Origin of the sequence: Bacillus marinisedimentorum, from assembly GCF_001644195.2 — a bacterium.
Classification (GTDB): domain Bacteria; phylum Bacillota; class Bacilli; order Bacillales; family Bacillaceae_O; genus Bacillus_BL; species Bacillus_BL marinisedimentorum.
Map to the genome: position 1 here is coordinate 59281 of NZ_LWBL02000016.1, position 18148 is coordinate 77428.

14 protein-coding genes and 1 pseudogene are annotated in these 18148 nt (G+C 50.1%); 11 read left to right on the forward strand and 4 right to left on the reverse strand.

The window, feature by feature from the left end; genetic code table 11:
• Window positions 1-325 precede the first annotated feature (325 nt).
• Window positions 326-1153 (forward strand): polyamine aminopropyltransferase, encoded by an 828-nt coding sequence (speE, locus tag A4U59_RS05015; protein ID WP_066176040.1) that lies wholly within the window; start codon window positions 326-328, stop codon window positions 1151-1153.
• A gap of 96 nt (window positions 1154-1249) precedes the next feature.
• Window positions 1250-2128, forward strand: a complete 879-nt coding sequence (gene speB / locus A4U59_RS05020; RefSeq protein ID WP_066176043.1) for an agmatinase — start codon at window positions 1250-1252, stop codon at window positions 2126-2128.
• A 443-nt stretch (window positions 2129-2571) separates the two neighbouring features.
• Here the strand turns inward: speB and A4U59_RS05025 are convergent, their stop codons facing one another.
• Window positions 2572-3771: a dicarboxylate/amino acid:cation symporter gene (locus tag A4U59_RS05025; RefSeq protein ID WP_066176046.1), complete on the reverse strand. Its 1200-nt coding sequence runs from the start codon at window positions 3769-3771 to the stop codon at window positions 2572-2574.
• A gap of 220 nt (window positions 3772-3991) precedes the next feature.
• Between A4U59_RS05025 and A4U59_RS05030 the strand changes: the two genes are divergently transcribed.
• Together A4U59_RS05030 and argS are read left to right on the forward strand one after the other, a co-directional pair.
• The gene (locus A4U59_RS05030; protein WP_066176049.1) at window positions 3992-4450 is read left to right on the forward strand and encodes a YwiB family protein; all 459 of its coding nucleotides are present in this window, start codon (window positions 3992-3994) and stop codon (window positions 4448-4450) included.
• Entirely contained in the window at window positions 4447-6117 is a 1671-nt protein-coding gene (gene argS / locus A4U59_RS05035) for an arginine--tRNA ligase (protein ID WP_066176053.1), read from the forward strand. The genes A4U59_RS05030 and argS overlap by 4 nt, the downstream gene beginning before the upstream one ends.
• Before the next feature lie 366 nt (window positions 6118-6483).
• Here argS and A4U59_RS05045 read toward each other — a convergent pair whose 3' ends face one another.
• The gene (locus A4U59_RS05045; protein WP_066176059.1) at window positions 6484-6741 is read right to left on the reverse strand and encodes a hypothetical protein; all 258 of its coding nucleotides are present in this window, start codon (window positions 6739-6741) and stop codon (window positions 6484-6486) included.
• Window positions 6742-7030: 289 nt separating this feature from the next.
• On the opposite strand from A4U59_RS05045, the gene A4U59_RS05050 reads away from it, so the two are divergent.
• Window positions 7031-7210, forward strand: a complete 180-nt coding sequence (locus A4U59_RS05050) for a XapX domain-containing protein (RefSeq protein ID WP_066176063.1) — start codon at window positions 7031-7033, stop codon at window positions 7208-7210.
• Complete coding sequence (locus tag A4U59_RS05055; RefSeq protein WP_066176065.1) at window positions 7211-7984, forward strand: alpha/beta fold hydrolase; 774 nt, start codon at window positions 7211-7213, stop codon at window positions 7982-7984.
• Between the two features lie 190 nt (window positions 7985-8174).
• Here A4U59_RS05055 and uvsE read toward each other — a convergent pair.
• Window positions 8175-9129: pseudogene (gene uvsE, locus A4U59_RS05060) on the reverse strand (UV DNA damage repair endonuclease UvsE).
• Window positions 9130-9210: 81 nt separating this feature from the next.
• Entirely contained in the window at window positions 9211-10413 is a 1203-nt protein-coding gene (cls, locus tag A4U59_RS05065) for a cardiolipin synthase (protein WP_066176068.1), read from the reverse strand.
• Between the two features lie 344 nt (window positions 10414-10757).
• Here cls and A4U59_RS05070 point away from each other — a divergent pair, with 344 nt between their 5' ends.
• The 5 genes from A4U59_RS05070 (at window position 10758) to A4U59_RS05095 (ending at window position 18108) form a co-directional block, all read left to right on the forward strand.
• On the forward strand, window positions 10758-12911 hold the full coding sequence (locus A4U59_RS05070) for a heterodisulfide reductase-related iron-sulfur binding cluster (RefSeq protein ID WP_066176070.1): 2154 nt from the start codon (window positions 10758-10760) through the stop codon (window positions 12909-12911).
• A gap of 213 nt (window positions 12912-13124) precedes the next feature.
• Window positions 13125-14336 (forward strand): acetyl-CoA C-acetyltransferase, encoded by a 1212-nt coding sequence (locus A4U59_RS05075; protein ID WP_211274901.1) that lies wholly within the window; start codon window positions 13125-13127, stop codon window positions 14334-14336.
• A 46-nt stretch (window positions 14337-14382) separates the two neighbouring features.
• The gene (locus A4U59_RS05080; protein WP_066176076.1) at window positions 14383-15234 is read left to right on the forward strand and encodes a 3-hydroxybutyryl-CoA dehydrogenase; all 852 of its coding nucleotides are present in this window, start codon (window positions 14383-14385) and stop codon (window positions 15232-15234) included.
• A 71-nt stretch (window positions 15235-15305) separates the two neighbouring features.
• Window positions 15306-16448, forward strand: coding sequence for an acyl-CoA dehydrogenase (locus A4U59_RS05085; protein ID WP_066176079.1), 1143 nt, complete (start codon window positions 15306-15308; stop codon window positions 16446-16448).
• Window positions 16449-16965: 517 nt separating this feature from the next.
• Window positions 16966-18108, forward strand: coding sequence for an acyl-CoA dehydrogenase (locus A4U59_RS05095; protein ID WP_066176085.1), 1143 nt, complete (start codon window positions 16966-16968; stop codon window positions 18106-18108).
• Window positions 18109-18148: the final 40 nt, after the last annotated feature.

Sequence of the window (18148 nt, forward strand, 5' to 3'; positions counted from 1 at the left end):
CAGTATGGGAAGGGTGCGCCCGCTTTAAACGCGGCATCCTATTAAAATCGCAAATTGTTATTGCATTTTGGCAGAATTACACTATACTTTTCTTGTTGTTAAGGAATTTAGATAAGCTGCTGTTTGTTGAATAAAAAGCTGAACTTCCAGCTCAAGCGCCGGGTGGTGACCTGCCGCTTCCCTGCCCCCGATCATGCTTGCCGCGCTGCGCGGAGACTTGCGCTTACGTGTTCAAAACACTGCGTTTGCAGGAAGGGGTTTGGGGAAAAGGTAATAACAAGCAGACTAGTGTTGATTTCTTTAATCAAAGAAAGGGTGCTGAATAATGGAGCTCTGGTATACGGAAAAGCAAACCGAGAAATTCGGGATTACAGCGAAGATCAGGCAAACTTTACATACGGAACAGACCGATTTTCAAAAGCTTGATATGATTGAGACGGAAGAGTGGGGCAACATGCTTGTCCTTGACGGCATGGTCATGACGACCCAGCGTGATGAATTCGTTTATCATGAGATGGTAGCGCACGTGCCGCTTTTCACCCACCCAGATCCGAAGCACGTTCTTGTTGTGGGCGGCGGGGACGGCGGCGTCATCCGCGAAGTGCTCAAGCATAAGAGTGTTGAAAAAGCGACCCTGGTGGAAATCGACGGCAAGGTGATCGAGTATTCGAAAAAATACTTGCCCGAAATTGCAGGAGAGCTTGAGAATGAGCGCGTTGAGGTGAAAGTCGATGACGGCTTCATGCATATTGCGACAAGTGAAAATGCGTACGATGTCATCATGGTCGATTCGACGGAACCGGTCGGGCCTGCCGCAAAGCTCTTTGAAAAAGGATTTTACGAGGGAATCTCAAAAGCGCTGAAGGAAGACGGCATATTTGTCGCGCAGACTGATAACCCGTGGTTCAAAGCGGACTTGATCCGCCAGGTGTACAGCGATGTCAAAGAAATATTCCCGGTAACACGACTCTATACGGCCAACATCCCGACATATCCGAGCGGCCTGTGGACATTCACGATCGGCTCGAAAAAGCACGATCCGCTTAAAGTCCCGGAAAGCCGTTTCGATGACTTTGAAACGAAATACTATACGAAAGAACTTCATAACGCGGCTTTTGCGCTGCCGAAGTTTGTAAAAGATTTGACGGAATAACGATTCGCGCAGGCGGATCGAATGAGAGCAGCTTGCTGAATCCGGCGGGCTGCTTTTTAAAGGAGTTTACATCCGGATGAAAAGGAGGAAAAAATAATGCGCTTTGACGAAGCATACAGCGGCAATGTGTTTATTGCCAGCAACCCGAATTACGATGAAAGTGAAGCGGTTCTGTACGGCATGCCGATGGACTGGACGGTCAGTTTCCGGCCCGGGTCCCGTTTCGGCCCGGCCCGTATCCGCGAGGTCTCGCTCGGGCTTGAGGAGTACAGCCCGTATATTGACCGCCATCTTGAGGAAGTGAACTATTTTGACGCCGGGGATATTCCGCTGCCATTCGGCAACCCGGCCCGCAGCATCGAGATGATTGAGGAATATGTGGATGGTCTTCTGGATGCCGGGAAGTTCCCGCTCGGCATGGGCGGCGAACACCTCGTATCGTGGCCGATATTCAAATCGTTCCATAAAAAATATGAAAATTTCGCCATCATTCATATCGATGCCCACGCCGACTTGCGCGAGGAGTACGAAGGCGAGCCGCTTTCCCATTCCACGCCGATCCGTAAAGCCTGTGAACTGATCGGACCGGAAAACGTCTATTCGTTCGGCATCCGCTCCGGCATGCAGGAAGAATTCCAGTATGCGAAAGATTCCGGTATGTTCATGGCAAAGTTTGATGTTGCGGAGCCGCTGAAAGAAGTGCTGCCAAAGCTCGCCGGCCGCAATGTCTATGTTACGATCGACATTGACGTGCTGGATCCGGCTCACGCACCCGGCACGGGAACGGCGGAAGCGGGCGGCATCACATCGAAGGAGCTGCTCGAAGCCATCACGATGATTTCCAATTCGGATGTCAACGTAGTCGGAGCTGACCTGGTCGAGGTCGCACCCGCTTATGACCCGAGTGAACAGACGCAAATCGCCGCGAGTAAATTCATCCGCGAAATGCTGCTAGGCTGGGTGAAGAAAAAATAAGATGGTGCAAGCTGCCGGTGATGTTTCCGGCAGCTTTTTTGGTTGTTGAGGAAATTATAAAATTTTTGCGTTGTGGATAAAAAGCGAGAAGGGAGTCATCCAGCTCCAGGCGCCAGCGGCTACCGTCATAAGCGGTGATCCCCTCCGGGAGGAAAGAGCACCTCCCTGCGGGTACCTCCGCTTATGCGTACGCCGCTAAGCGGGCGCCTTCCGCTTTAGTTCTGTGCGGCGTTTGAAGAATCGGCAGTTGGAAACCGGAGTCAGGCGCCCTCGAGCGATATGACTTTATCAGCATCATTATGGGTAAACATGCGATCAAGTTCCCTGGTTTGAGTTCCTCTTACTAATTCGGGACATCCAATCGCCCGCTCTCCCATACCGCGCTGCCAAAGCACAAAAAAGCACAGGGCATGCTTCCCTGTGCTTTTTCAATATAGAATGATTTAACCAGCCTTAACAGCATTCTCTTCAATCTGTTCGCCGCTGCGGGCCGACTGGATTTTGTCAACAAGGCCGGCAATGGCGCCGTCACCTGTCACGTTGCAGGCGGTTCCGAAGCTGTCCTGTGCGAGATAAAGGGCGATCATCAGTGCGAGCAGGGTGGAGTCGAAGGCGAGCATCGATTCCATGATACCGAGAGCGGCCATGACGGCGCCTCCCGGTACACCCGGTGCGGCAATCATGGTGACGCCGAGCATCAGAATGAACGGCAACATCGTCGTAAATGACGCTTCCATGCCATTCAGCATCATGACAGCCATCGCAGTGCTGACAAGTGTGATGGTGCTGCCGGATAAATGGATCGTCGCAGACAGCGGAACGACAAAGTCCACCACTTTTTCACTGAAGTTATTTTTCTTCGCCTGGCGCAGCGTAACCGGAATGGTGGCTGCTGACGACTGGGTGCCGAGTGCTGTAAAATATGCCGGCAGCATATTACGGAGCATCTTAAACGGGTTTTTGCCGGAAGCAGTGCCGGTGACGGTGTACTGCAATATGATCATCAGAACGTGAAGGGCGATGACAACAGCGAATACCTTTATAAAAACACTCAAGATTTCTGCTGCAGCGCCGCCGTAAGTCATGTTGGCGAAAATACCAAGAATATGAATAGGAAGCAATGGAATAATGACAGATGCAATTAATTTTTCAATGATATCACGGAATTCATTCATCGTGTTTTGAAGGGTATCCCCTTTAATGGCCGCCATGCCGAGGCCGATTGTGAATGCAAGCAGAAGTGCAGTCATGACGCCCATGACCGGCGGCATGTCAACTGTAAAATATGCCTGGGCCAGTACTTCTTCCGGGTTTTCCATCGTCCGGGCAAATGACCCTTCTTCAAGCATGTGCGGGAACAGGATTGTTGCGGCTGTAAAGGCAAGCAAACCTGCTGTGACTGTTGAACCATACGCGATGCCGGCGGTCATGCCGAGCATTTTTTCCGCACCTTTGCCAAGCTGGCCGATGCCTGGAGCAATGAACCCAATAATGATAAGCGGGATCACAAAACCAAGGAAATTTCCGAACAGGCCGTTGAACGTTGCCAGTCCGCGGATCATCCATTCAGGTGAGATGGAGCCGATTGCAATACCTACTGCGATAGCTACTAGAACTCTGGGTAACAGGCCGAAAGATTTCATGTTGATTTCCCCCTTCTGTGTCACTCGTTGTGTGGACAAGTGCCCGCCTGTATTATACATCGAAAAAATCAATAACTGCCTATATTCCCAATATTCAGTTTAAAAGCGGATGCAAATCCGCCAACTGCTGTTTTTTCGGGGAATTTTCTGCAATCAATTGCGGTTTGGGCTGATTATCTTTATAATATTAAAGTTAACGACGGTAAAGGACGTGTATACAATGAAGGACGCTTCAAACGCCGTTCCGGTTACCGTTAGACTGGTTACGGAAATTACGGAACAGCAGCGGAAAGACGAAAAAATCACAATGGAATCCGACGGCTATCTTCATGAAAAAGCCGGCGGCATCTATTTGACGTATGAAGAAACAATGGAAGGGACCGGTTCGGTCAAAACAATCGTCAAAATGAAAAATGAAGAAGTGACGATACTCCGCTCGGGTGCGGTGTCGATGCGGCAGCAGTTCCGGCAGGGGGAAGAAACGGCCGGGCATTACAACAGCCCGTACGGACCGATGGAAATGATGACAAAAACCCATCATATTGAATCAAACTGGCATGAGCAGCCGGCAGAAGGCAAGCTTAAGCTTTACTATCAATTATCGATGCAGGGTGAGAGGATCGGAATCCATCGCCTTACCATCACATTTCAGGAAAACAAGGAGGGTTCGCAGTCATGAATGTTGTTGAACAGGTGAAAGAGCGTTTGAAAGAAGAAATCAAGCAGGCTGTCCTGAAGGCGAAGCTGGCTGAAGAAGCCGAAATTCCCGAGGTTGTTCTTGAAACGCCGAAGGAAAAAGCGCATGGCGATTTTGCAACAAATATGGCGATGCAGCTTGCACGAATTGCCAAAAAAGCCCCCCGTGCCATTGCAGAAGACATTGTCAGCAACTTTGATAAGTCGAAAGCATCTATCGATAAAGTGGAAATTGCCGGCCCGGGCTTCATCAATTTCCATATGGATAATTCCTATTTGACCGACTTGATCCCGGCGATTTTAAAAGCGGGTGATGCATACGGTGAAACGGATACCGGCAAGGGTGAGAAAATCCAGATCGAGTTCGTTTCCGCCAACCCGACCGGCGACCTGCACCTGGGCCATGCCCGCGGTGCCGCCATTGGCGATTCCCTTTCCAATATCCTTGCCAAAGCGGGTTATGATGTTTCCCGTGAATATTATATCAATGATGCCGGCAACCAGATCCATAATCTGGCCCTGTCTGTTGAGGCCCGTTATTTCCAGGCGCTTGGCCAGGAAAAAAAGATGCCGGAAGACGGCTATCACGGTGAGGATATCATCAATATCGGGAAGGCGCTTGCCGAAGAATACGGCGATAAATTCGTGAACGCGGATGAGAAAGAACGCTATGAATTTTTCCGTGAATACGGCTTGAAATATGAGAATGAAAAACTGAGAAAAGACCTTGAGCAATTCCGCGTCGAATTCGACGTCTGGTTCTCGGAAACGTCTTTATATACTTCCGGGAAAATCGATGAAACGCTTGCCTTTTTGAAGGAAAGAGGCGAACTGTACGAAAAGGACGGCGCAACCTGGTTCGCTTCCACCAAATACGGTGATGACAAAGACCGCGTCCTGATCAAGCAGGACGGAAGCTATACATACCTGCTTCCGGATATCGCTTATCATAAAGACAAACTGAACCGCGGCTTCGAGACACTCATCAACATCTGGGGCGCCGACCATCACGGCTACATTCCGCGCATGAAAGCGGCTATCCAGGCACTCGGCTACGGGCGCGATACGCTTGAAGTGGAAATCATCCAGATGGTGAACCTCTTCCAAAACGGCGAAAAGGTGAAAATGAGCAAGCGTACCGGTAAAGCCGTCACGCTGCGTGAATTGATGGAAGAGGTCGGAATCGATGCCATGCGCTATTTCTTCGCCATGAGAAGCGTCGATTCCCATCTTGACTTTGACATGGACCTGGCCGTTTCGACTTCCAACGAAAACCCGGTCTATTATTCCCAGTATGCGCACGCCCGCCTGTGCAGTGTGCTTCGCCAGGCTGAAGACCGCGGCATCTCCTATGAAGGCGAACTTGATTTGTCATTGCTGAAATCCGAAAAGGAAATCGACCTTCTGAAAAAGCTCGGTGAATTCCCGGAAGCGGTCGCGGAAGCAGCCGAAAAGCGCACCCCGCACCGCATTGCCAACTATGTTTTTGAGCTTGCGGGAGCCCTCCACAGCTTTTACAATGCTGAAAAAGTCGTCAATCCGGATGAGCCGGAACTGAGCAAGGCCCGCCTTGCACTCGTCAAAGCCGTCCAGCAAACTGTGAAAAACGCCCTGACCTTGATCGGCGTTGCGGCTCCTGAGAAAATGTAAACAAAAATAAGTGCAAACAAAAGTGCCGGGCATTGACCTACTGGATGATCTCCAGATAATGCCTGGCACTTCTTTTATGGGGCAAACCTTTACGGAACAAATCAAATTCGAGCTTAATGCCAGGAAGTGGTGCCTGGCACTTCTTTTATGGCAACTTGCCGAGCAGAGAAATGGATGGGCAGGATTTCGGGTGAAAAACGCTGTATTTGTGGCTGTGCCACTTCGTTTTAGTGTTAATCTTCGGATACCGATCAGGCCTGGATGGCGATTCACGCCGTTTGAGATAACATTCACGCCCTAACGGGTAAGTTTCACGCTATAATATGGTGTTTTCACACCAGTGGCCGTTACCGCCCAGATCAGCATTTAGCATTCACGCCATTCAAGCTCTGTTTCACGCCAACCGATCCAATTTTCAAGCGCAAGTCCGGGAGTTATGCGCCAAAAGAGCCTTATTTCACGCCGCAGGGTGCATTTCACGCGGAACGTCCTATGTTTCACGCCGTTCGGGGCAAGTTTCCCGCCAAAACCCGGCCATTTCCCGCGCAATCCCGTTACCAGGCAAACCAAATCCGCACCAAAAGTAAGTTGCCCGCCTTCCCCGACCAACCTGATTTCTGCCACAAATACCGAACATCCATCCCCGCCCCGTCATCCGCAAATCCCATTCACCCACAAAAGGAAGGCCTCAGCAAACTCCATAAATTAGTCAAAAATCATCAAATGAAACGCTTGATGTCTGACCTCTTACCATATAAAATGAAAACGTTGCCAGAAAATGAACTCGTTTCGTTTTTCCAATCAAGTGGAAAACACATACATGTTTTAACGGGAACTATTCCATAATAACGGTAGACATTCGTGGATGGATGTTCCCGGCAATTAACCCTAACCAGAGTAAGGAGAGTCCGCTATGAAAGAAATCTTACTTGCGCTGCTGACAGGCCTGATCGTAGGCTTCATCTTCGCTTTATTCAAACTGCCGATCCCAGCCCCGCCCGCAATTGCAGGTGTAGCAGGGATTGTCGGAATATATATTGGATTCAAGGTGTATCTGTGGATTGCACCGATGATTCAGGCCCTGGGAAAGTAAATGATTTTAACGAGCGGCCACTACGTGGAAATGCACGGCAGCGGTACGCCGGTACTATTCATCCATCCTCCTTTTATGGGAAAAGCGGTTTTCAAATATCAACTTGAATTGCAAAAATACTGCCAGGTGATTTTATATGACCTGCTCGGTCACGGCCAGAGCAGGATGCCTGCAAAACAAGTCACTATCACGAGCCTTGCCGATAACGTGATTGACGTCCTGGATGAACTGGAAATTGAAAAAGCGGTGTTGTGCGGATATTCAAGCGGCGGTTCGATTGCGATGGAAACAGAGCTCCGCCATCCGGACCGTGTCCAGGGAGTGATTTTGTGCGGCGGCTTTTCCGAAGTGTCCACCAGCCTTTTGAGCATGGAATTCACGTGTGGAATTAAGATGGTGAAAGCAGGGCTCATGCATGTCCTTGCTGAAATCCTTGCATTAAGCCATCGGATCACGGAAGAGGACAGGCATGAACTGTATGAATATTGCCTGCTGGCCGACCAGAATACGGTTCACCAGCTGTATGACACCGGCAAAAAATATTGCTGCACCGACCGGCTCCATGAGCTGAAGGCGCCGCTCCAGCTCGTATACGGGGCAAGGGATGTCTATATCCATTCATATATGGACATTTTCATGAAAAAAGTTCCCCATGCCGATCCGATTTTTATCAATAAAGCCCCGCACCAGATCCCGACCAAGCACTACAGGGAGTTCAACCACATCATCCGAAGCTTTGTGGAGGAACTGAACGGGCCAAAAACCATACACTAAACGACAAAGTGCCAGGCATTCCATGCCCGGCACTTATTTTAATTCAACTTCTTTCCAGCAAGATAAAAGCCCATAACATTCCCGCACCCAAATAAACATGTAAACACAGTGCCAGGCATTGACCCACTGGATGACCTCCAAAGAATGCCTGGCACTGCACTAATGCAAATTCGTTAAGTATACACATGGTTCATAAAATAAACTCAGCGCCGCTGATCCGTTTCCAACCTTGGATTTTCTCCATCTCATCCATCAGTTTCAGCAATGCAAGGTCCTTCTGTTTCGCTTCGATCATGACATCAATATCACGGCCGAGTGCCCGGGCCTTTTGTAAAAACGGGCGGATGAAATCAATATCTACATCATCATGATGGCTGCGGAAGCTTTTGTCCGACTTCGGTGAAGACAGGTGGACTTTCGGCTTCAAGCCGGTGCCGTTCCACGTATCAAATATGCGCGGCAGCAGGTCTTCGTACGGCATATCTCCTTTGTTTGCCATATGGTGATGGTAGTCGAACACCATCGGGATACCAAGTTTTTCGCAAACGGCCAGTGTTTCTTCAGTTGTATATGTTTTGTCATCATTTTCCAGCGTCATCCTCCTGAAGACACGGCGGGGCAGCAGGCGGATGTTTTCATAAAAACGTTTCAAGGGCAGATTCCTTGTCCCCATAGGCCCCGCCGATATGGATGTTGATCACAGATTCGCCGGCAATGCCCATCGCATCGAGCATCCTGTAATGGTGGACCATGTCGGTTACGGCATTTTCGGTCACGGTCTGCCGTTTGCCCGTGAACAGGGTGTACTGGCCTGGATGGAAGCTGATCCTGAGGCCGTTCCTTTTTACGAGTTCACCGATTTCCTTGAACAATCCGCTGAAATCGGCAAGATAATCCCATCTCACATCAGGATGAGTTGCAAGCGGCACTATAGCGGAGGAAAGCCGGTAAACTTTGATGCCGGCAGCAATATTGAAATGGAGGGCCCGTCTGGTGTTTTCGAGATTTGAGCGTGTGAGGGCTTTCAATTGTTCGCAGCGGTCGTGCTTGCTCAGCTGCTGATAGCGCTTGAATGTCATCGTTCTTGAAGGGGATGATTCCCAGAGAGACAGGGCAATGGAAACGTAGCCGAACCGGATATGCACATCGATCACCTTTCTTGAAAGAGATTGGAACAAATAAGAAAAAAGCTGCGTCACAGCAGCTTTTTCAATTATGTTTTCACGTTACAATAACTCCGAGATCAAGCTCGCGGTCATTTCTTTTCCTCTATGGAGAAGCGAGCGGCTTTGCAGGCGTTCGATCGTCAGCAAATCGCTGCGCTCCATATCGGCGACGATTTCGGCCCGAACCCTTGAGATGAATGCCGGGTCATGAATGAAGCAATTCATTTCCTGGTTCAAGTACAGGCTTCTTTTATCAAAATTCGCCGTGCCGATATCACAAATTTCTTCATCGATGACCATCACTTTTGTATGGTAGAAGCCCTGGTAAAACTGGTGAATGCGGCAACCCGCTTCAATCAGCGGGAGAAAGTAAGGGAATGCCGCTTCTTTTACAAGCGGGTGGTCAGCCTTCAATGGAACCATGATATTGATCCTGACGCCTCGGCCGGCAGCTTCCAGCAGGCTGGTGAACAGCTGATCTCCCGGAATGAAATACGGGGTGCCGATAAAGATTTCATTTTTTGCGCTGTCGATGAGCCGGCAGAATGCTTCTTCGAGAAGGTTCCCATCGGTAGAGACCAATTGCAGCTTGATCGGTCCTTTTTCGAGAGGAGGAAAATAGCGGGCAGCAGTTCCGGCCTTTTTCCCGGACGCCTTTTCCCAATCTTCAAGGAATTGGCTCTGCAAGTCCTGGACGCCGTCCTGGGTAAGGCGCAAATGGAAATCACGCCACCGGCCGAGCTTCGGATCGAATCCCAGGTATTCTTTTCCGATATTGAAGCCTCCGAGATATCCTGTCTTTCCATCAAAGATCGCAATTTTGCGGTGATTGCGGCGATTAAGCGAATAAAAAAGAAATGGAGGCTGCATCCTCTGGCTGGCAGCAATTTCAACACCGCTTTCGCGGAGCTTCTTCAGCGTTTTCCGGGACATTTTCCAGCAGCCGATCCGGTCAAGAAGCAGCCGGACTTCAACCCCTTCTCCGGCTTTTTCCATCAGCAGCTGGAAAAAGTCCTGGCTGACCGCATCTTCCCGCACAATATAAAAAAGGATGTGAATATGATCGCGTGCGTCCTTTATATCCTGAAACAGCGATTCAAACAGCATATTCCCTTTAGAGAGAAGAAAGGCATTTCCCGAGCGGAACGGAAGCGGGTCCGGTCCCTTTTCCTTCCGGTGGCTCCTGCGGCCCAGTTTGAAATCAATAAAGAGCCAGATGCCGATCAGTATGATAAAAAAAAGTGCTGAAACGATTATTTTCATCGTGCCACCTCGCTTTTCTTCCGTTTAGTATGTACGAAACCCCTTATAAAAAATGTGTCATTTTCCGAAAAAAAAGCAAATAAAATGTACTGACTGAATACTCATTCATTATTGTTTATGTTATACTGTAGTCAGAAAATTGCCTTTAATACTAATTGTTTTAAAAAAGCAGGATTTAAAAAGAAGGAGGGCGAACGTTTAGTTAGTCAGGGGTGTAAGACGTTCAAATGCGGCCGAAAAAGCTGGAACAGCCGGGAAAACAGGGGGAAATGCGGATGGCTTCCCGCCGGGTTTGGACATCCTAAACAGCGCTATTTTTCAGTCAGGAAAGGGGATAGAAGAACATGAATACACTGCTGGTCATCAACTGGGTTGCAACTTTAATTGTAACCGGTTACGCACTTTATTTGTTTGGCTACTTACTTAAAACAAGGTATGACTATATAAAGCTTGGCAAAGAAGAAGAGTTCACAAGCAATGTAAAAGAACGCCTCAATAACATCTGGATCTATGTATTCGGCCAGAAAAAGCTGATGAAGGACAAGAAAAGCGGAACAATCCATGTCATGATGTTCTACGGATTCATCCTCGTCCAATTCGGCGCCCTTGATTTCATCTGGAAGGGGCTTGCGCCGGGTTCGCACCTGCCTCTCGGTCCGCTTTATCCAGGATTTACATTTTTCCAGGAAATCGTCACGCTCGTCATTCTTGTGGCAGTCATCTGGGCGTTTTACCGCCGCTATATCGAAAAGCTTGTCCGCCTGAAACAGAGCTTGAAGGCCGGGCTTGTATACTATTTCATCGGTACGCTGATGATCACCGTCCTGCTTGGAAACGGCATGGAATTCATCTGGCATGGCAATGGGCTTGAATGGTCTGAACCAGTCGCCTCCGGAATTGCGGCGCTCTTCATGTGGATGAGCCCGACAGCAGCCGCTGTGATTTTTTATGTGTCCTGGTGGCTTCACCTGGTGACGCTCCTCGCCTTCCTTGTTTATGTGCCGCAGGGCAAGCACGCCCACTTGATTGCAGCCCCGGTCAATGTCTATATGAGTGCTGACGGCAAGCCGGGCAAGCTGCAGAAAATCAATTTTGAAGATATGGAAGATGAAGAGGATGTCAGCTTTGGGGTCGGAAAGATTGAAGACTTCAGGCAGACGCAGATGATCGACTTTTATGCATGCGTTGAGTGCGGGCGCTGTACAAATATGTGCCCGGCAACAGGCACCGGCAAAATGCTGTCGCCGATGGATATCATCCTTAAATTGCGCGACCACCTAACTGAAAAAGGGGCTGCAGTCACTTCCCAATCACCTTGGGTGCCGCAGTTCGCCTTCAATGATACAAAAGGGAACCAGCTTGCCATGCAGTCGGCATCACAGGGCCAGCAGGAAACAGCCGCGGCAGCGGAAGTGAGCCTGCAGGACATTTACAACACAAACTTGATCGGCGATGTCATCACGGAAGAAGAACTGTGGGCATGCACAACGTGCCGCAACTGTGAAGACCAATGCCCGGTCATGAATGAACATGTCGACAAAATCATCGATTTGCGCCGTTATCTTGTTCTTACTGAAGGGAAAATGGATCCTGAAGCACAGCGTGCAATGATGAATATCGAACGCCAGGGCAACCCGTGGGGTCTGAACCGCAAAGAGCGCGAAAACTGGCGCGACAGCCGTGATGATATTGAAGTGCCGACAGTGAAAGAAATGAAGAAGAGCGGCGAAGAATTCGAATACCTGTTCTGGGTAGGCGCGATGGGTTCTTACGATAACCGCAGCCAAAAAATCGCCCAGTCATTCGTGAAATTGATGAATGAAGCCGGCGTGAAATTCGCGATTCTCGGCAATAAGGAAAAGAACTCCGGCGATACTCCGCGCCGCCTCGGCAACGAATTCCTGTTCCAGGAGCTTGCTGAAAAGAATATCCAGGAATTTGAGAAAAATGAAGTGAAGAAAATCGTCACCACCGACCCGCATGCTTATAATATTTTGAAAAACGAGTATCCTGATTTTGGGTTTGAAGCCGAAGTATATCACCATTCCGAGCTGCTGTATGACCTTGTTCAGGAGGGCCGCTTGAAGCCGAAATATGAAGTGAATGAAACGATCACCTTCCATGACTCCTGTTATCTCGGCCGCTACAACGAAGTGTACGATCCGCCGCGTGAAATCTTGAAAGCCATTCCGGGCGTCAAGCTTGTCGAAATGGATCGCAACCGTGATGAAGGCATGTGCTGCGGTGCCGGCGGCGGCCTGATGTGGATGGAAGAATCCACGTCGAACCGGGTCAATGTCGCCCGTACCGAACAGGCTCTGGACACAAACCCTTCCGTCATCGGAAGCGCGTGCCCGTACTGCATGACAATGCTGAGCGACGGCACAAAAGCGAAAGAAGTGGATGAAGAAGTGAAAACACTCGATATTGCAGAACTGCTTGAATTGTCGATTGTCGGAAAGCCGAATAAAGGCGGCGAAGAAGAAATCGTGCATTAATGGCAGGATAAACGCGAGCGTAATCGAATAGGTATATACAGGGAAGGTGTGCATATATGTGTACACCTCCTTGTTTGGCAGTAATCCGAGCGAGCGTTCAGTCGGATTTTCCAGCCCAAAGCCCGCCAGCTGGAAACGGAAAGCGTTCCATTTTCAGCACCAATTTTGAAAACGTTTACGAAGGGATATCCATCCCTTTTGAATATCTCTACCATGACTATTTTTACAGGGGGAATGAATGTGGGGAAAACTGTGATTCTCGATGGATCAAGAACACCATTCGGAAAATTCGGAGGGAGCCTGAGCAGCCTTCAGGCCGTTGAACTTGGCGGCATCGCCATTAAGGAAGCGCTTACGCGTGCAGGGGTGGCGGCTGAAGACGTCAACGAAGTGATCATGGGCATGGTGCTGCAGGGCGGCCAGGGCCAGATTCCTTCTCGCCAGGCGGCGCACAACGCCGGCATCCCGTGGAATGTCAAAACGGAAACGGTCAACAAAGTGTGCGCATCTGGTTTGCGCAGCGTGACACTCGGTGACCAGATCATCCGGGCCGGTGACGAGGAAGTCATTGTGGCGGGTGGAATGGAGTCGATGAGCAATGCACCGTACTTCATGCCGAAAGCTCGCTGGGGACTCCGCATGGGAGACGGAAAAGTGAAGGACTTGATGGTTCATGACGGTTTGACATGCTCGTTCCAGGGCGTCCACATGGGTACGTATGGAAATGAAATTGCTGCTGAATATGAAATTTCCCGTGAAGATCAGGACAACTGGTCATTCAGGAGCCATGAGCGGGCCGCAAAGGCAATGGATGATGGCAGAATGGGCGAAGAAATTGTTGCTGTTGAAGTGCCGCAGCGCAAGGGCAACCCTGTCACGGTCAGCCAAGATGAATCACCGCGCCGCGACACAACGGTCGAAAAACTCGGCAAGCTGAAGCCGGTATTCCAGAGTGACGGAACGATCACCGCCGGAAATGCACCGGGAGTCAACGACGGAGCGGCAGCTATGGTGCTCATGTCTGAAGAACGGGCGGAAAAAGAAGGCCGGAAGCCGCTGGCGACTGTCCTTGCCCACACAGCGCTTGCTGTCGAAGCGAACCGTTTTCCGGAAACGCCAGGGCTTGTCATTAACGAACTGCTCGAAAAGACAGGCAAAAACCTTGAGGACATCGACCTGTTCGAGATCAACGAAGCATTTGCAGCCGTTGCGCTGACAAGCGGAAAAATCGCCAAAATCGATCCTGAGAAAGTGAATGTAAACGGCGGGGCGGTTGCACTCGGACATCCGATCGGAGCGAGCGGGGCGCGGATCATCCTGACACTTGCTTATGAACTGAAACGCCGCGGGGGCGGAACCGGAATTGCAGCAATCTGCAGCGGCGGCGGCCAGGGTGACGCAGTCATGATTGAAGTAAAGCCTTAACATATACCAGCAGCTGAAGCGAATATTGAAAAAGGGGAGAAGCAGAATGGACATTAAAAAAGTGATGGTAATCGGAGCGGGACAGATGGGTTCCGGCATTGCCCAGGTATGTGCAATGAGCGGATACGAGGTTTTTCTTCATGACCTGAAACAGGATTTCATCGACCGCGGCATGTCAGGAATCAACAAAAACCTGTCCCGCCAGGTCGAAAAAGGACGGATGGCAGAAGAGGACAAAGAAGGGACTTTAAGCAGGCTCACGCAATCCACTGACTTGAACAATGCTTCGAGTGTTGATCTTGTCATTGAAGCTGCAGTTGAAAACATGGATGTGAAAAAGGACATTTTCAAGCAGCTTGATGAAATTGCCCCGGAACATGCAATTCTGGCAACGAACACGTCTTCACTGCCGATCACCGAAATTGCGGCGGCAACAAATCGGCCGGAACAGGTCATCGGCATGCACTTCATGAACCCGGTGCCGGTCATGAAACTGATCGAAGTCATCCGCGGACTGGCGACTTCTGATGAAGTGTACAACACGATCGAGCAAATGTCGAAAGATCTCGGAAAAGTTCCTGTTGAAGTCAATGATTTTCCAGGATTCGTTTCAAACCGCATCCTTTTGCCGATGATCAACGAAGCGATCTATACGCTGCATGAAGGCGTTGCGGATGTCGAAGCGATCGACGAAGTGATGAAGCTGGGCATGAACCACCCGATGGGGCCGCTTACGCTTGCTGATTTTATCGGGCTTGATACGTGCCTGTACATTATGGAAACACTCCACGAAGGCCTTGGTGATGATAAATACCGGCCGTGCCCGCTTCTTCGCAAGTATGTCAACGCCGGCTGGCTTGGCAAGAAGTCCGGCCGCGGTTTTTACAAATATGAGTAATTGAGAGACAGATAGATCGAAAGCAGGGGAAGCAGCTTGATTCGCTTTCCCCCTTCAAAGGAGGGTCATATATGGATTTGCGGTTTACAGAAGAACAGGAAATGATGAGGAAAATGGTCCGTGATTTCGCTCAGAAGGAAATCGCCCCGTTTGTGGAACGGATGGAGGAACATGATGAATTCCCCCGGGAAATCGTGAAAAAAATGGGCGAGCTCGGCTTGATGGGCATTCCGATTCCGGAAAAATACGGCGGCTCTGAAATGGACTTCACCTCTTATATCATCGCGATTAACGAATTATCAAAGGTAAGCGCGACTGTCGGTGTCATCTTATCGGTCCATACATCGGTCGGCACCAATCCGATCCTTTATTTCGGCAATGAAGAACAAAAACAGAAATATATCCCGAAGCTTGCCTCCGGTGAGTATCTTGGCGCTTTTGCGCTCACGGAGCCAAGTGCAGGCTCTGATGCGGGCAGCCTGAAGACGAAAGCGGTCAGGAATGGTGACCATTACGTCATCAACGGTTCGAAAGTGTTCATTACAAACGGCGGGGAAGCGGACACGTACATCGTATTTGCCTCAACCGATCCGGATGCCGGAAGCCGCGGCATTTCAGCATTCATTGTCGAAAAAGATACTCCTGGCCTCGTCATCGGCAAAAAGGAAAAGAAGATGGGTCTGCACGGCTCCAATACACTGCAGCTGTCCTTTGAAGATATGAAGGTGCCGGCTGAAAATCTCCTTGGTGAAGAAGGCCACGGTTTTAAAATCGCAATGGGCAACCTTGACGTCGGCCGCATCGGCATTGCCGCCCAGGCTCTCGGCATCGCGGAATCGGCACTCGAACATGCGGTAGCATATGCGAAAGAACGCCAACAGTTCGGAAAACCGATCGGCAGGCAGCAGGGTGTCGCCTTCAAAATCGCCGATATGGCGACAGAAGTCGAAGCAGCCAGGCTGCTCACCTATCATGCCGCCTATTTGCGGACGGAAGGACTGCCGACTGGAAAGGCAGCGTCCATGGCGAAAATGACAGCCTCCAACACGGCGATGAAGGCAGCAACCGAGGCGATCCAGGTATTCGGCGGCTACGGATACACGGAAGAATACCCGGTCGAGCGCCTGTTCAGGGACGCTAAGGTCACCCAGATTTATGAAGGGACAAACGAGATTCAGCATCATGTGATCAGCAAGTTTTTGATGAAGGATTGAGTGGGTTCGGTTAGAGGTTGGTTTGGTGAGTTGCCGAAATTGGCAGGAAGAGGACTGGGCGTGAGCAGGAGCGGAAGCAGGGCAGCGTTTGGCGTGAAACGGCCGGGTTATGGCGTGAAACGGCGGCTTTGGCGCGAAAATCGGTAGTATCAGCGCGAAACAGACAGCTTTCAGCGTGAAATCCTCGGAGTTTGGCGTGAAACAGGCTCGCTGCGGCGTGAAAATGCGCCGCTCCTGTTCCAAATCATCCATAAAAGCCTCCAAACAGCATCGTATTCCCGCAACCCGGGTAAAAACTGCCTGAAATAGTTTAAAAACTTTTTAAATTTAAAAATCGCATGCCGGTAATCAAATTTTCCGTGATGTTGCTGATTTCCTGTGCAGGCAGCCCCATGAATCGGACGGTACCCAACATCCGAAGCACCTGACAATTTAAAAATCAACCATTCAAAGAATGCCGGCGCCGAGTTCAGGACTGCAGCACAATATTAAATAGATTCCCAGAGGAGGAAATATTGTGAATTTCAAACTATCAGAAGAACATGAAATGCTCCGTAAAATGATCCGTGATTTTGCTAAAAATGAGGTCGCTCCGACTGCGGCTGAACGCGATGAAGAAGAACGTTTCGATAAAAAGATTTTCGATCAAATGGCTGAACTGGGCATCACGGGAATTCCATGGCCGGAAGAATACGGCGGGATCGGCAACGATTATCTCGGTTATGTCATTGCAGTTGAAGAACTGTCCCGTGTCTGCGCATCAACTGGCGTAACACTTTCTGCTCATGTTTCGCTGGCAGGGTGGCCGCTGTTCAAGTTCGGAACGGAAGAGCAGAAACAAAAGTACTTAACTGCGCTCGCCGCCGGGGAAAAAATCGGTGCTTACGGCCTGACCGAGCCGGGATCCGGGTCTGATGCAGGCAATATGAAAACAACGGCGAAACGTGACGGGGACCATTATGTGCTGAACGGTTCCAAAATCTTCATTACAAACGGCGGCTATGCAGATATTTATATTGTATTCGCCCTTACCGATCCGGAGAAGAAGCAAAAAGGCGCAACCGCGTTCATCGTGGAAAAAGATTTCCCGGGCTTCTCCGTCGGCAAAAAAGAAAAGAAACTGGGAATCCGTTCGTCACCGACAACTGAAATCATTTTCGAGGATTGCCGCGTGCCGGTTGAAAACCGCCTCGGTGAAGAAGGCGACGGCTTCAAAATCGCGATGAAGACTTTAGATGGCGGCCGCAACGGCATTGCAGCCCAGGCAGTCGGCATTGCCCAGGGAGCGCTTGATGCTGCTGTTGAATATGCAAAAGAACGCGAACAATTCGGCAAACCGATCGGCCTGCAGCAAGGCGTCGGCTTCAAGCTCGCTGATATGGCGACACAGATCGAAGCGGCCCGCCTTTTGACCTACCAGGCGGCATGGCGCGAATCCGAAGGACTGCCGTACGGGAAAGAATCGGCGATGTCCAAACTGTATGCAGGCGATATCGCCATGCAGGTCACAACCGAAGCGGTCCAGGTATTCGGCGGCTACGGCTATACGAAAGACTATCCGGTTGAACGCTACATGCGCGACGCGAAAATCACCCAGATTTACGAAGGCACAAACGAAATCCAGCGCCTTGTCATCTCCCGCATGCTGCTGACTGAATAGGACTTTTGACTTATGATTGCCTGGCAATTGCGAGGCAATT